Origin of the sequence: Pseudomonas lini, from assembly GCF_001042905.1 — a bacterium.
GTDB lineage: Bacteria > Pseudomonadota > Gammaproteobacteria > Pseudomonadales > Pseudomonadaceae > Aquipseudomonas > Aquipseudomonas lini.
Window position 1 is genome coordinate 226,828 of the sequence record NZ_JYLB01000008.1, and the last position, 15,149, is coordinate 241,976.

At 57.9% G+C, this 15,149-nt stretch carries 14 protein-coding genes and 2 tRNA genes; 1 reads left to right on the forward strand and 15 read right to left on the reverse strand.

Translation table 11 applies throughout. The features are described 5' to 3' along the window. Window positions 1-42: 42 nt before the first annotated feature. The 9 genes from rimP to rlmE form a co-directional block, all read right to left on the reverse strand. Window positions 43-501 (reverse strand): ribosome maturation factor RimP, encoded by a 459-nt coding sequence (rimP, locus tag TU81_RS23030; RefSeq protein ID WP_010463487.1) that lies wholly within the window; start codon window positions 499-501, stop codon window positions 43-45. Window positions 502-639: 138 nt separating this feature from the next. Continuing rightward, a tRNA-Met gene (locus tag TU81_RS23035) sits at window positions 640-716 on the reverse strand. Window positions 717-812: 96 nt separating this feature from the next. Beyond that, a tRNA-Leu gene (locus TU81_RS23040) sits at window positions 813-898 on the reverse strand. 22 nt (window positions 899-920) lie between these two features. Further along, window positions 921-1,304: a preprotein translocase subunit SecG gene (gene secG, locus TU81_RS23045; RefSeq protein WP_030128079.1), complete on the reverse strand. Its 384-nt coding sequence runs from the start codon at window positions 1,302-1,304 to the stop codon at window positions 921-923. A 4-nt stretch (window positions 1,305-1,308) separates the two neighbouring features. Next, window positions 1,309-2,064 carry a triose-phosphate isomerase gene (tpiA, locus tag TU81_RS23050; protein WP_038978906.1) on the reverse strand — a complete coding sequence of 252 codons (756 nt, stop codon included), beginning with the start codon at window positions 2,062-2,064 and terminating at the stop codon, window positions 1,309-1,311. A 66-nt stretch (window positions 2,065-2,130) separates the two neighbouring features. Then, on the reverse strand, window positions 2,131-3,468 hold the full coding sequence (gene glmM, locus TU81_RS23055) for a phosphoglucosamine mutase (RefSeq protein WP_048396624.1): 1,338 nt from the start codon (window positions 3,466-3,468) through the stop codon (window positions 2,131-2,133). 16 nt (window positions 3,469-3,484) lie between these two features. After that, entirely contained in the window at window positions 3,485-4,336 is an 852-nt protein-coding gene (gene folP, locus TU81_RS23060; protein ID WP_048396626.1) for a dihydropteroate synthase, read from the reverse strand. Between the two features lie 8 nt (window positions 4,337-4,344). Beyond that, entirely contained in the window at window positions 4,345-6,255 is a 1,911-nt protein-coding gene (gene ftsH, locus TU81_RS23065) for an ATP-dependent zinc metalloprotease FtsH (protein WP_030128083.1), read from the reverse strand. A gap of 202 nt (window positions 6,256-6,457) precedes the next feature. Then, a complete protein-coding gene (rlmE, locus tag TU81_RS23070; RefSeq protein ID WP_007900501.1) occupies window positions 6,458-7,087 on the reverse strand; it encodes a 23S rRNA (uridine(2552)-2'-O)-methyltransferase RlmE in 630 nt (209 codons plus the stop codon). 101 nt (window positions 7,088-7,188) lie between these two features. Between rlmE and TU81_RS23075 the strand changes: the two genes are divergently transcribed. Then, window positions 7,189-7,497, forward strand: a complete 309-nt coding sequence (locus tag TU81_RS23075) for a YhbY family RNA-binding protein (protein ID WP_007900503.1) — start codon at window positions 7,189-7,191, stop codon at window positions 7,495-7,497. A gap of 9 nt (window positions 7,498-7,506) precedes the next feature. Here TU81_RS23075 and TU81_RS23080 read toward each other — a convergent pair whose 3' ends face one another. The 6 genes from TU81_RS23080 to dnaJ all read right to left on the reverse strand — a co-directional run bounded on the left by TU81_RS23080 (window position 7,507) and on the right by dnaJ (window position 15,088). After that, entirely contained in the window at window positions 7,507-7,911 is a 405-nt protein-coding gene (locus TU81_RS23080) for a hypothetical protein (RefSeq protein WP_048396629.1), read from the reverse strand. A gap of 28 nt (window positions 7,912-7,939) precedes the next feature. Beyond that, a complete protein-coding gene (gene greA, locus TU81_RS23085) occupies window positions 7,940-8,416 on the reverse strand; it encodes a transcription elongation factor GreA (RefSeq protein WP_010463507.1) in 477 nt (158 codons plus the stop codon). Then, complete coding sequence (gene carB / locus TU81_RS23090) at window positions 8,413-11,634, reverse strand: carbamoyl-phosphate synthase large subunit (protein ID WP_038978902.1); 3,222 nt, start codon at window positions 11,632-11,634, stop codon at window positions 8,413-8,415. The genes greA and carB overlap by 4 nt, the downstream gene beginning before the upstream one ends. 117 nt (window positions 11,635-11,751) lie before the next feature. Further along, the gene (gene carA, locus TU81_RS23095; protein WP_048396631.1) at window positions 11,752-12,888 is read right to left on the reverse strand and encodes a glutamine-hydrolyzing carbamoyl-phosphate synthase small subunit; all 1,137 of its coding nucleotides are present in this window, start codon (window positions 12,886-12,888) and stop codon (window positions 11,752-11,754) included. Window positions 12,889-13,147: 259 nt separating this feature from the next. Next, window positions 13,148-13,954 carry a 4-hydroxy-tetrahydrodipicolinate reductase gene (gene dapB / locus TU81_RS23100; RefSeq protein WP_048396633.1) on the reverse strand — a complete coding sequence of 269 codons (807 nt, stop codon included), beginning with the start codon at window positions 13,952-13,954 and terminating at the stop codon, window positions 13,148-13,150. A 9-nt stretch (window positions 13,955-13,963) separates the two neighbouring features. Further along, complete coding sequence (gene dnaJ / locus TU81_RS23105) at window positions 13,964-15,088, reverse strand: molecular chaperone DnaJ (protein WP_007900528.1); 1,125 nt, start codon at window positions 15,086-15,088, stop codon at window positions 13,964-13,966. Window positions 15,089-15,149: the final 61 nt, after the last annotated feature.

The following is a 15,149-nucleotide window of genomic DNA, read 5'->3' on the forward strand; positions in this document are numbered from 1 at the left end:
GCCTCGCCTTTCGCAAGCCATTGGATCCGCGGGATCCGCGTCTCAGTCAAAACTGGGAATAATGTTGGCCTTGTCGATCATATCGATCGGCAACAGGAACTCATGGTCTTCAACCTGCACCACGACGTCCTGCTCTTCTACACCGCGCAGAAGGCCCTGAAAGTTGCGCCGACCTTCAAAAGGCGAGCGCAGCTTGATCTTCACTTGTTCACCGGCAAATTTTGCAAACTGCTCAATAGTGAACAGTGGGCGTTCCATGCCAGGCGAGGAAACTTCAAGGGTGTATTCAACGGCGATCGGATCTTCAACATCCAGTACACCGCTGATCTGACGGCTGACGATGGCACAATCGTCCACCAGCACGCCGCCCTCTTTATCAATATAAACGCGCAACATTGAGTGGCGACCTTGAGCCGAAAACTCAATACCCCAGCATTCATAGCCTAGGGCCACGACCACCGGGGCCAGCAAGGCCTGCAACTCTTCTAGCTTGCTCGACACCTGAACCCCCTCGTGCATGTATGTGCATGCTGTGCAAAATAAAAAAATGGGCGAAACGCCCATCCTTGAAACGCCGTTGAACAGCGGCGTTGAAAGTGTCCAGCTAACAAAAAGCCCCTGAAAAGGGGCTCCTTAAACTGGTTGCGGGGGCCGGATTTGAACCGACGACCTTCGGGTTATGAGCCCGACGAGCTACCAGACTGCTCCACCCCGCGACAAAGCTGGGGCGGAAGTATACGACCGATCCCTGACAGGGTCAATGTAACCTTCCACCTACAAGAAAGCCCGCAACAGCGGGCTCTCCTGATAATTGGTACCGAGAAGGGGACTCGAACCCCTACACCCTATGGGCACAACCACCTCAAGGTTGCGTGTCTACCAATTCCACCACCTCGGCAATACTACGTTTGAAACCCTTCTTACTTTTGCTCTTGAGCTGGAGGCACGTCAGTCGCTGGAGTAGCCGACTTTTGCTCTTGAAGCACCGGGACATCATCAGAAGCCGGTTGTTGCTTTGGAACTTCCAACACTGCTGGATTTGGCAAACCTACTTGAGTCAGCTCATGAGCCTTCTCTTTAGCAAAGTAACCTAACCCCAAGCTGGTTATGAAGAAACCGGCGGCAAGTATAGCAGTAAACTTACTAAGAAAGGTAGAGGAACCTTGGCTTCCGAACACAGTATTTGAAGCACCTGCTCCGAAAGACGCGCCAGCATCCGCACCTTTACCCTGCTGCAGCAAAACCAGAGCAACTACGCCCAATGCACCCAGCAGATGAAAAACGACTACGACTGTTTCCAGCATTTTTTCAGTTTCCCGCGGCGCGACAAATCGCACCGAACTCATCTGCATTCAGGGAAGCTCCACCAATGAGCCCCCCATCGATATCCGGCATGCCGAACAGTTCGACCGCATTGGCCGCCTTCACGCTGCCGCCGTATAGAAGCCGCACACCTTGCGCGACTTCAGAATTCTCTGCCGCCAACTGAGCGCGAATGGCTGCATGCACATCCTGCGCCTGCTGCGGCGAAGCAGTCAGCCCGGTGCCTATGGCCCAGACCGGCTCGTAAGCGATTACTGCCTTTGCAAAGACACCTACACCCAGCTCCTCAATGATACTGCCAAGCTGACGCCCGACAACCTCAAGAGTTTTTCCAGCTTCGCGCTCTTCGAGGGTCTCCCCTACGCACAACACCGGAATCAAGCCACATGCCTGCGCCGCTGCGAACTTGCGAATCAGCATTCCATCCTGCTCGCCCATTATCTGACGGCGTTCGGAGTGCCCAACAAGCACCAGGGAACAACCTGCATCCACCAACTGACTCGGCGCAATTTCACCGGTCAATGCACCTTGCATGGATTCCACTGCAGAATTCTGCGCGCCGACCGAAATCGACTTGCCTTTCAAGCCATCAATCACTTGATTGATATGCAAGCAAGGCGGGAATACCGCGACATCAACACCGCTTGGCAAGGCCAGATGACTAAGGCCATTGATCAGCTCAGCGACGCTGGCGCGGGTACCGTGCATCTTCCAGTTACCAGCTACCATAGGGCGACGCATGCTGTACCTCGTCGGTCAAAGTGGGCGCAGATGTTACCCAACACAATCATGGCTGGCAAGCCGAAATCAGGCAGAAACTTCAGTTACCAGTTTTGCCAGCTCTTCGGCGTAACCGCGAACCTGCATTTCGTCCTCGCCTTCGACCATGACCCGCACCAGCGGCTCTGTCCCGGACTTGCGCAACAGCACGCGCCCACGACCGGCCATCGCTTGGGTAACACGGTCACTCGCTTCCTTGACTTTCGGATGTTCGAGCGGACTCGCACCACCGCCAAACCGGACATTGATCAGCACCTGAGGACACTTGCGCAGCGCCTGACGGGACTGAGCCAGGCTTTCTACGCGCCTCTTCAGCGCCATCAACACCTGCAACGCGGCAATGATTGCATCACCGGTGGTGGTGTGACTGAAGCAGACAATGTGCCCCGAGTTTTCTCCACCCACCTGCCAATCGCGCTCCAGCAACTCGGAGATCACGTAACGGTCGCCTACGTTGGCGCGCACAAAAGGAATCGCCAGATCCGCCAGGGCCAACTCCAACCCCAGGTTACTCATCAGCGTACCGACCACACCGCCCTGCAACTTGCCGCGCTCTTGCAGATCGCGAGCAATGATAAACAACAACTCGTCGCCGTCGACGACAGTGCCAGTGTGATCGACCATCTGGACCCGATCACCATCACCGTCAAAGGCAATACCCAAATCGGCGTGCTCGGCCAATACGGCAGCTTGCAGCGGTTCCATATGGGTCGAACCGCAATTCTCATTGATGTTCAGGCCATTGGGATGAGCAGAAAGCACAACGACATCGGCCCCCAGCTCACGGAACACACTAGGCGCCACTTTATAGGTCGCACCATGGGCACAGTCGATCACGATCTTCAGCCCTGCGAAACTGGTGCCGGTCGGAACGCTGCTCTTGCAGAATTCGATATAACGGCCCGAGGCATCGTTGATTCGCGATACTTTGCCGATCTTGCTCGACTCAACCACGGTCATCGGGGTGTCGAGCAACTCTTCAATCATCAATTCGACTTCATCCGGAAGCTTGGTGCCCTTCCCGGAGAAAAACTTGATGCCGTTGTCGTCATGAGGGTTGTGCGAAGCGCTGATCACGATGCCGGCTTCAGCATGAAAGGTACGTGTCAGATAGGCGATGGCCGGCGTCGGCATCGGCCCCAGGAGCATCACATCAGCACCTGCCGAGGTCAGCCCGGCCTCAAGCGCCGATTCGAACATGTAACCGGAGATCCGGGTGTCCTTGCCCACGAGCACCTTGCAGGCACCCATGCTGCGAAATGCCATGCCTGCCGCCCAGCCAAGCTTGAGCATGAAATCAGGAGTAATCGGGTATTCACCGACCCGACCACGAATGCCGTCGGTGCCAAAGTATTTTTTGCTCATAAGTACTCCATCATTCTTATTCGGCTGATTCTACTGCGGCAATCATTCGCACTACGTCGACCGTTTCAGCCACATCATGGACGCGCAATATACGCGCCCCCTTGATTGAAGCCAGTGCCGCGAGCGCTAAACCGCCATGCAGGCGCTCTCCCACCGGCCGATTCAAGGCATGCCCGATCATGCTCTTTCGCGAAACCCCGACCAACAGGGGCCGCCCCAAGGCATGCAAGGCCTCCATATGCTTAAACAAGCTCAAGTTGTGCTGCAAGGTTTTCGCGAAGCCGAAGCCCGGATCGAGGATGATCCGCTCGGCGGGAATGCCTACCGACGCACACTGGAGCATCCGCTCGGCGAGAAACTCGCCAACCTCTTTCGTCACATCCTGGTACTGCGGATTGTCCTGCATGTCGCCCGGCTCACCGAGCATATGCATCAGACACACCGGCAAACCGGTGGCTGCAGCCGCATCCAGAGCTCCGTCCCGGCGTAACGAACGCACATCATTGATCAAACCCGCCCCCAGCCTTGCGGTTTCACGCATGACCGCCGGTGTGGAGGTATCGACCGAGATGATCACATCGAGTTCACGACTGATGCGCTCAACGATAGGCGCTACACGCTCGAGCTCTTCAAGCGGTGAAACCGCCCCGGCACCGGGCCGGGTCGATTCGCCACCAACGTCGATCAGCGTCGCGCCAGCCGCCACCATCGCCTCGGCGTGACGCAGGGCTGCATCCAGCTGACTGTATTGGCCGCCATCGGAAAAGGAGTCGGGAGTGACATTGAGAATGCCCATGACATGCGTCTGAGCCAAATCAAGAACCCGGTTGCCGCAAGGCAACCGGGTCGAAGACCGAACAGAAGTCATTTCAAACCTTATACATCAGCAGCCGGGCCACCGATTGGCGTTTCCGGACGCCCATCCTGCACCGCCGGAGGCGTACCGGAAGTATCGCTGCCGCCAGACCAGTCGCGAGGCTCGCGAGGCGCACGACCCGCCATGATGTCATCGATCTGATCAGCATCAATCGTCTCGTACTTCATCAAGGCATCTGCCATGGCGTCGAGCTTGTCGCGGTTATCCGTGAGGATCTGCTTGGCCGTGCCGTAGCACTGATCAATGATGCTGCGCACTTCGGAATCGATCAGTTTGGCTGTCTCGCCGGAGAAGCTGGCATGTTGACCACCGCCGCCACGACCGAGGAACACTTCGCCCTCTTCTTCGGCGTACATCAACGGACCGAGCTTTTCCGACAAGCCCCACTTGGTCACCATATTCCGTGCGATCTGGCTGGCACGCATGATGTCGTTGGATGCACCAGTGGTGACACCGTCGAAACCCAGGGTCATTTCTTCAGCGATACGACCGCCGTACAGCGAGCAGATCTGACTGATCAGCGCACGCTTGGACAGGCTGTAGCGATCTTCTTCCGGCAGGAACATGGTCACACCGAGCGCGCGACCGCGCGGGATGATCGACACTTTGTAGACCGGATCATGCTCAGGAACGACACGACCGACGATAGCGTGGCCAGCTTCGTGATAAGCAGTGTTCTGCTTCTCTTTCTCGGACATGACCATGGATTTGCGCTCGGCACCCATCATGATCTTGTCTTTGGCCAGTTCGAACTCTTTCATCTCGACGATGCGCTTGCCGGCACGGGCTGCGAACAACGATGCCTCGTTCACCAGGTTGGCCAGGTCGGCACCAGAGAAACCAGGAGTACCACGCGCGATCACGGCCGGAGCGACGTCGTCACCCATTGGCACTTTACGCATGTGGACTTTGAGAATCTGCTCGCGACCACGGATATCCGGCAGACCGACCACGACCTGGCGGTCGAAACGGCCCGGACGCAGCAATGCAGGGTCTAGCACATCGGGACGGTTGGTCGCTGCAATGACGATGATGCCGTCATTCATTTCGAAGCCGTCCATCTCTACCAGCAACTGGTTGAGTGTCTGTTCGCGCTCGTCGTGACCACCACCCATGCCGGCACCACGGTGGCGACCGACGGCGTCGATTTCATCGATGAAGATGATGCATGGCGCGTGTTTCTTCGCCTGCTCGAACATGTCACGAACACGACTGGCACCGACACCGACGAACATTTCGACGAAATCGGAACCGGAAATGGTGAAGAACGGCACTTTGGCTTCGCCGGCAATCGCCTTGGCGATCAAGGTTTTACCCGTACCAGGAGGACCGACCATCAGCACACCACGAGGAATGCGACCGCCCAAACGCTGGAACTTGCCCGGATCACGCAGGAATTCGACCAGCTCGCCAACTTCTTCCTTGGCTTCGTCGCAACCGGCAACGTCAGCCAAAGTGGTTTTCACCTGATCTTCGGAGAGCAGGCGCGCCTTGCTCTTGCCGAAGCTCATCGGCCCGCCCTTGCCACCGGCACCGCCCTGCATCTGCCGCATGAAGAACATGAAGACGGCGATGATCACCAGGATCGGGAAGCTTGCGACCAGGAGTTGAGTCCAGATGCTTTGCTGCTCAGGCTGTTTGCCTTCAACTACCACATGGTTATCCACGAGGTCGCCGATCAGGCCATTGTCCTGGATTGCCGGACGAATGGTCTTGAAGCTGTCGCCATCGTTGCGCTTGCCGGTAATCACGTAGCCATCAACCGCTACGCGCTCGACCTTGCCATCCTTGACCTGCTGGATGAAGTCGGAATAGTTGAGGGTCTGCGGCTCGTTAGGGCTGGAGAAGTTGTTCATCACCGTCACCAGGACAGCCGCGATGATCAACCACAGGATCAGATTCTTTGCCATATCGTTCAATTAACTACCCTCTGAAGCAAGCTCCGCTAATGGCGCGTGCTTCGCATGATATTCACCGGCCTAACTTACTACATTACCTACGGCTCTGGCAGGCGCCGTCTGTAACCCTTTGTGAAACACTTTCTACACAATATTCGCTAATGCTCACGGGACGAAATACGAAAAACCTATCGACCCGCAAAAAAACCTCGATTTACTCACTACGGCCGCGGTAGCCCCAAGCCAGCATGTATTGCTCGCGGGAACTGCCACGGGAAGAGTCCGGCTTGATCATCTGGACCTTGTCGAACTTCTGACGAGCGTCCTTCACGTAAGCATCAAACCCTTCGCCCTGAAACACCTTGATCACGAAATTACCACCCGGCTTGAGTATCCGAGCCGCCAGATCAAGAGCCAGCTCACATAGAAACATGGCTTTTGGCATGTCCACCTCAGGCGTACCACTCATATTGGGGGCCATATCGGAAATCACAAGGTCCACCTGCGAATTACCCACGGCTTCAAGGATCTGAGCGAGCACTTCGTCCTGGGTGAAGTCACCCTGGATGAAAGTCACGTCCGGAATGCTGTCCATTTCCAGGATGTCCGAGGCGATCAGACGCCCCTGACCACCGATCAGCCGACTAGTGACCTGCGACCAGCCGCCGGGCGCCGCACCCAGGTCGACAACGCTCATACCCGGACGGATCAGCTTGTATTTCTCCTGGACCTCCAGAAGCTTGTAACTCGCACGCGAGCGATAACCATCCTTCTGCGCCTGCTTCACATATGGATCATTGACATGTCTTTTCAGCCAACCAAGGCTTGTCTTGGAACGCGCCATTGGGCACCTCGATGATAAGGGTCGTGATTAATTGGGCGGATCCACGAACCCTCGGGTAAAATGGCCGCCATTTTACAGAATCCAGACTAAAGGGTCAGATTATGCCGCTCACTCAAGAGCAGAAGAAACAGTACAAATCCATTGGCCACCATCTGAAACCAGTTTTGATTGTGGCTGACAACGGTTTGACTGAAGGTGTGTTAGCCGAACTTGAACGCGCTTTGGCGGATCACGAGCTGATCAAAATCAAGCTCAATATCCTCGATCGCGAATCGCGCCTGGCAGCCATTGCAGAACTCTGCAAGGCCGGCAAAGCCGATCTGGTTCAGGTCATCGGCAAGATGGCACTGATTTACCGCAAGAACTTCAGCGTCAACAAGCAGCTGTCGAACGTCCATCGCTTCAAGTGATGACAAGGGTCAAGGGTGTGCTTCGCGCACCCTCACACTCCATCCCGGCACCGGCTGCATCACCAGCACCAGCCCGGAAAATCCCAGAACAAGATAGCTGAACAGCTGCCAATGCGCCGCGTGCGGCCAGCCGACGTGGACCGCGAAATACATCGCACCCCCATACAGCGCCATCATCAGCAGTTGCCCACGAATATCGCGCCATAGACTGGCAAGGCCCTTGGCCTGAACCAGCACCAAAGCCTGAAAACCCACACACGCCGTGGCAAATCCCACCATCAGCGTATTCAGCATGCCTGCGATTTCGTCAACCAGCAGCGGTGCCAGGCCTATTCGACCCAGCACCGGCAGCAGACCGATGTGCAACAGCCACAAGCCGCCAACCCACAACATTTGGGTCAGCTGCCAAAGCATGGCGCCCGCACGTAGCGGGCGCCTTCTTTCAGATGTGGCGAACTTCGACAATCTCATACTCGATAACGCCACCGGGCGTTTTCACGGCGACCACGTCACCCTCTTCCTTGGCAATCAAGGCGCGGGCCAGTGGCGAACCCACCGAAATCTTGCCGAGTTTGAAGTCAGCCTCATCCTCACCCACGATGTGGTAAGTGACGCTTTCATCAGTCTCGACGTTGGCGATTTCAACGGTGGTGCCGAAAATCACTTTGCCGGTATGAGGAATGGTCGTGACATCGATGATGACCTGATTCTGAATCCGGCCTTCGATGTCACGAATCCGCGCCTCGACCATACCCTGCTGCTCACGAGCAGCGTGGTATTCGGCGTTTTCCTTCAAGTCACCCAACTCGCGAGCCGTACCGATGTCCTGGCTGAGCTTCGGACGGACGACCTTGGTCAGATGAGCGTGTTCTTCTTCCAGGGCTTTCGCGCCCTGGACGGTCATTGGGTATTTGATCATGCCTTCAATCCTGCGTGTAGATCCTGCAAGCGGCGCACGGTCTTCTCGGGACCGAACTTCAGCGCTTCGCAGATAGCTTCGCCAGCAGCAATGGTAGTGGTGCAGTAGATCTTGTGCTGCAAGGCATTACGACGAATGGAGTAGGAATCGGCGATCGACTGGCGACCTTCGGTGGTGTTGATGATCAGGGTGACTTCGTCATTCTTGATCATGTCGACCACGTGCGGACGACCCTCGGTCACCTTGTTCACACGACGCACTTTCAGGCCTGCGGCTTCGATCAGCTTGGCAGTACCGGCAGTGGCGACCACTTCGAAGCCCAAGTTGATCAGATCACGGGCCACGCCTGCAACCAGTGGCTTGTCATCGTCACGCACGCTGATGAACGCGGTGCCGCCAGTCGGCAGCACTTCGCTGGCACCCATCTGGGCTTTGGCAAAGGCTTCGCCGAAGGTGTCGCCCACGCCCATCACTTCACCGGTGGACTTCATCTCTGGGCCCAGGATCGGGTCCACGCCAGGGAATTTGGCGAATGGGAACACCGCCTCTTTCACGCTGTAGAAGTTCGGAATGATTTCTTTGGTGAAGCCGATTTCCTTCAGGGTTTTACCGGCCATCACGCGAGCCGCGATCATTGCCAGGGAAACACCGATGCACTTGGACACGAACGGAACGGTACGGGAAGCGCGCGGGTTGACTTCGATGACGTAGATGTCTTCGCCTTGCAGCGCCAACTGAACGTTCATCAGGCCGACAACGCCCAGTTCCAGGGCCATTTTCTTGACCTGTTCGCGCATCTCGTCCTGGATGTGAGCAGGCAGCGAGTACGGCGGCAGGGAGCACGCGGAGTCACCGGAGTGAACGCCGGCCTGCTCGATGTGCTGCATGATCGCGCCGATCACCACGTCAGTGCCGTCGCAGACTGCATCCACATCCATTTCGATGGCGCAGTTGAGGAAGTGATCGAGCAGCACCGGGCTGTCGTTGGACACTTTCACCGCATCACGCAGGTAGCGCTTGAGCTCTTCTTCTTCGTAGACGATTTCCATCGCGCGACCGCCCAGTACGTAGGACGGGCGAACCACCAGCGGGTAACCGATCTTGGCGGCGGCACGAATCGCTTCGTCTTCGCTGCGCACGGTGGCGTTTGGCGGCTGACGCAGGTTCAGACGCTCAACCATTTGCTGGAAGCGCTCACGGTCTTCGGCACGGTCGATGGCGTCAGGGCTGGTGCCGATGATTGGCACGCCGGCTTCTTCCAGGGCACGCGCCAGTTTCAGCGGGGTTTGGCCGCCGTACTGGACGATCACGCCTTTCGGCTTCTCGACGCGGACGATTTCCAGTACGTCTTCCAGGGTGACTGGTTCGAAGTACAGGCGATCAGAGGTGTCGTAGTCGGTGGAAACGGTTTCCGGGTTGCAGTTGACCATGATGGTCTCGTAACCATCTTCGCGCAGGGCCAGTGCCGCGTGTACGCAGCAATAGTCGAACTCGATGCCCTGGCCGATACGGTTTGGACCGCCGCCGAGGATCATGATCTTGTCGCGGCCCGACGGCGCGGCTTCACATTCTTCCTCGTAGGTCGAGTAGAGGTAAGCGGTGTCGGTGGCGAACTCGGCCGCGCAGGTGTCAACGCGCTTGTAGACCGGGAAGATTTCCAGCTTGTGACGGTGGCGACGCAGAGCCTTCTCGGTCACGCCCAGCAGCTTGGCCAGACGCATGTCGGAGAAGCCTTTGCGCTTGAGGCGGAACATCAAGTCGTGGTCGATGCTGGCCAGACCCAGGGTCTTGACCTTCTCTTCTTCCTTGATCAGATCTTCGATCTGCACCAGGAACCACGGGTCGATCATGTTCATGCCGAAAATGTCTTCGACCGACAGCCCGGCGCGGAACGCGTCAGCGACGTACCAGATACGCTCGGCGCCCGGCACGGTCAGTTCGCGCTTGAGGATGCTCATGCTTTCCGGGTTGCTCAGATCGAGCTTCTCGTCCAGGCCGCAAACGCCCACTTCCAGACCGCGCAGGGCTTTCTGCAGGGACTCCTGGAAGGTCCGGCCGATGGCCATGACTTCACCGACCGACTTCATTTGCGTGGTCAGACGCGCGTCGGCTTTCGGGAATTTCTCGAAGGCGAAGCGTGGCAGCTTGGTCACGACGTAGTCGATGGACGGCTCGAAGGATGCAGGAGTAGCGCCGCCGGTGATTTCGTTCTGCAGCTCGTCCAGGGTGTAGCCGATCGCCAGTTTGGCAGCGATACGCGCAATCGGGAAACCAGTGGCTTTCGAGGCCAGTGCCGAAGAGCGGGATACACGCGGGTTCATCTCGATCACGACCATGCGGCCGGTGTCCGGGCAGATACCGAACTGAACGTTGGAGCCGCCGGTTTCCACGCCGATCTCACGCAGTACCGCCAACGAGGCGTTACGCATGATCTGGTATTCCTTGTCCGTCAGGGTTTGTGCCGGAGCAACGGTGATCGAGTCACCGGTGTGCACGCCCATCGGGTCAAAGTTTTCGATCGAGCAGACGATGATGCAGTTGTCCTTCTTATCGCGGACAACCTCCATCTCGTACTCTTTCCAGCCGATCAGCGATTCGTCGATCAGCAGCTCTTTGGTCGGCGACAGGTCCAGACCGCGGGCGCAGATTTCTTCGAACTCTTCACGGTTGTAAGCGATACCGCCACCGGTGCCACCCATGGTGAAGGACGGACGAATGATGCACGGGAAGCCCAGGCGTTCAAGAACTGCGTTGGCTTCTTCCATGCTGTGGGCGATACCCGAACGCGGGCAGTCCAGACCGATGGATTTCATCGCCTTGTCGAAGCGCGAACGGTCTTCGGCCTTGTCGATGGTGTCCGCGTTGGCGCCGATCATCTCTACGCCGAACTTCTCCAGAACGCCTTCGCGCTCCAGGTCCAGTGCACAGTTCAGAGCAGTCTGGCCACCCATGGTTGGCAGCAGCGCGTCCGGACGCTCTTTCTCGATGATCTTGGCAACGGTCTGCCACTTGATCGGCTCGATGTACGTGGCGTCGGCCATGTCCGGGTCGGTCATGATGGTCGCCGGGTTGGAGTTCACCAGGATGACGCGGTAACCCTCCTCGCGCAGGGCTTTGCAGGCCTGGGCGCCGGAGTAGTCGAATTCGCAGGCCTGGCCGATCACGATCGGGCCAGCGCCGAGAATCAGGATGCTTTTAATGTCTGTACGTTTTGGCATGGGTTGTCACTCAAATCCGCAGGTCAGTCGGCAAGCCGTCTTGTTCAATCTCTGAAGCCTTGAGGGGGCCACCGGTTTCGGGACCGCCCTCAGGCTTCGCTACATCAGGGCGAGCGATTAGCGTCGCTTGGCCATTTCGTTGATGAAGCGATCAAACAGTGGCGCTACGTCGTTCGGGCCAGGGCTGGCTTCAGGGTGACCCTGGAAGCTGAAGGCGCTCTTGTCGGTACGCTCGATGCCTTGCAGGGTGCCGTCGAACAGCGATTTGTGGATCGCCCGAACGTTGCCTGGCAGGGTCGCTTCGTCTACCGCAAAACCGTGGTTCTGGCTGGTGATCATCACCACACCGCTGTCCAGATCCTGGACCGGGTGGTTGGCACCGTGGTGGCCGTGACCCATTTTCAGGGTCTTGGCACCGGAGGCCAGGGCCAGCAATTGGTGACCAAGGCAGATGCCGAACACCGGAACCTCGGTTTCCAGCACGTCCTTGATTGCCTGGATCGCGTAGTCGCATGGCTCAGGGTCGCCCGGGCCATTGGACAGGAACACGCCATCAGGTTTCAGTGCCAGAGCTTCGGCGGCCGGAGTCTGTGCAGGCACCACGGTCACCCGACAACCGCGCTCGACCAGCATGCGCAGGATGTTCAGCTTGACGCCGTAGTCGTAAGCCACCACGTGGTATGGCAGCTCGGAGGCTTCCAGAGTCGCGTGGCTGTCGGTTTTCAGATCCCAGACAGTCGAGCGCCACTCGTACTTCTCTTTGGTGCTGACGACTTTTGCCAGGTCCATGCCTTTAAGGCCAGGGAAACCCTGAGCGGCGGCGATGGCGGCTTCTTCGGAAATGTTGTCACCGGCCATGATGCAGCCGTTCTGTGCGCCTTTCTCACGCAGGAGGCGTGTCAGGCGGCGAGTGTCGATACCGGCGATTGCCACCACATTGTTGGCTTTCAAGTAATCGGACAGTGACATCGTGTTGCGCCAGTTGCTCGCAACCAGTGGCAGGTCACGGATGACCAGGCCAGCGGACCAGACGCGATCGGACTCGGCGTCTTCCGGCGTGGTGCCGGTATTGCCGATGTGCGGGTAAGTCAGGGTAACGATCTGTTGGGCGTAGGAAGGATCGGTAAGGATTTCCTGATAGCCGGTCATTGCGGTGTTGAACACCACCTCACCAACGGTTTGACCGTCGGCTCCAATGGCTTCGCCGCGAAAAATGCTGCCATCAGCAAGGGCGAGTATGGCTGGCTTAGTCAAGAAGACCTCCCGTAAATAAAGCCTGAAAGGGCGATCGCAGGTTGTAAAAAAGCGGAGTGACGTATGGACACGTCACCCCGCTTCTTCACCGAATTATTCTGCGCGCTTTTAGTGGACACACTAAAGCTGTAGCTTACAGAAAAAGGCATTTTTGGTCTACCGCCAATGAGCCCTAAAGGCCGGAGAATGCGACAGGACGTCGCTTGGCGGAATAAAACCGGGCCCAAACGCTGAGTTTGAGCCCGATTTCGAGCACATCTTACCGCAGGTCGAGCACGTCTTGCATGTCGTAAAGGCCTGGCTCACGACCGTCCAGCCACAAAGCTGCACGTACCGCGCCCTTGGCGAAGGTCATGCGACTGGATGCCTTGTGAGTGATTTCCAGTCGCTCGCCTTCACAGGCGAACAGCACCGTATGATCACCGACCACATCCCCACCGCGAACAGTCGCGAAGCCGATCGTTTCACGCTCGCGCACTCCGGTATGACCTTCACGGCCATAAACCGCAACCTTCTGCAGATCACGATCCAGCGCATTGGCGATCACTTCGCCCATGCGCAGAGCCGTGCCTGAAGGCGCATCGATCTTGTGCCGATGATGGGCTTCGATGATTTCGATATCCGCGTCATCACCCAGCACACGAGCTGCCATATCGAGCAGCTTCAGCGACAGGTTTACCCCGACACTGAAATTGGCCGCGAACACAATCGCAATATCTTCGCTCGCCTCGACCAGCAACTGCTTCTGCGCGGCGTCCAACCCCGTCGTGCCGATCACCATGGCCTTGCCCGCCTTACGGCAGAACGCCAGGTTTTTCAGCATGACTTCCGGGAGCGTGAAGTCGATCAACACATCGAACTCATCAGCCACCGCATCCAGCTTACCGGACAGCGGCACACCGATTCGCCCCAGCGATGCCAGCTCACCGGCATCCACGCCAATCAGCGTGCTGCCAGGGCGCACAATGGCTGCCGTCAGGCCGGTCAGCGGCGCGCGTTGCTGCACTGCCTCGACCAGAATCTTGCCCATGCGCCCGGCAGCGCCCATCACAGCTATACGTCGCATGCCGACTCCTTACAAATCGCCGAAGAAGCGCTTCACGCCTTCGAACCAACCGGTGGTTTTCGGCGAATGACTGTTGTCACCCGCCAGGGAGCTGCGCAACTCCTCCAGCAATTCGCGCTGACGACGGCCCAGGTTGACCGGGGTTTCGACTGCCACACGGCACATCAGGTCACCAGCACCGCCACCACGAACCGGCGCGACGCCTTTACCGCGAACACGGAACTGCTTACCGGTCTGAGTCCCCTCAGGGATCTTCAGCTTGACCCGACCATCAAGGGTCGGAATCTCAAGCTCGCCGCCCAGCGCTGCGTCGACGAAACTGATTGGCACTTCGCAGAACAGGTGCTTGCCGTCACGCTGGAAGATCGCGTGCTCGCGCACATTGATCACCACGTACAGGTCGCCCGTCGGACCACCCTGCGCACCCGCCTCGCCTTCGCCAGACAGACGAATACGGTCACCGGTATCAACACCGGCCGGCACTTTCACCGACAGGGTCTTGTACTCTTCGACGCGACCTTCGCCGTGGCAGGAATCGCACGGATCGGAAATGATCTTGCCCTGGCCATGGCAGCGCGGGCAGGTCTGCTGCACCGAGAAGAAGCCCTGCTGCATGCGGACCTGACCGATACCGCCGCACGTCGGGCAAGTGATCGGCGATGAGCCTTTCTTGGCACCCGAGCCATCGCACGGCTTGCAGTTGACCAGTGTCGGAACGCGGATATTCACGGTCGTGCCGCGCACCGCTTCTTCCAGGTTCAGCTCCAGGGTGTAACGCAGGTCGCTGCCGCGCTGAGCGCCGCCACGAGCACCGCCGCGACCGCCACCGAAGAAGTCACTGAAGACATCGCCAAAGATGTCGGAGAAGTTCTGACCGCCAAACCCGGCACCGCCGCCACCCATGCTCGGGTCGACACCGGCATGACCGTATTGGTCATAGGCCGCGCGCTTGCTGGAATCGGACAGCACTTCGTAGGCCTCGTTGGCCTCCTTGAACATATCTTCCGACGCTTTGTCATCGGGATTACGGTCCGGGTGGTGCTTCATCGCCAGGCGACGGTAGGCCTTTTTCAGGTCCGCTTCGCTTGAACCACGCTCAACACCCAATACTTCGTAATAGTCACGCTTTGCCATAAGTCTTTGCACTCTTAAGGACGTTCGGCAAACCTCTCCTGAGCCTCGCCAAACTCGTTGA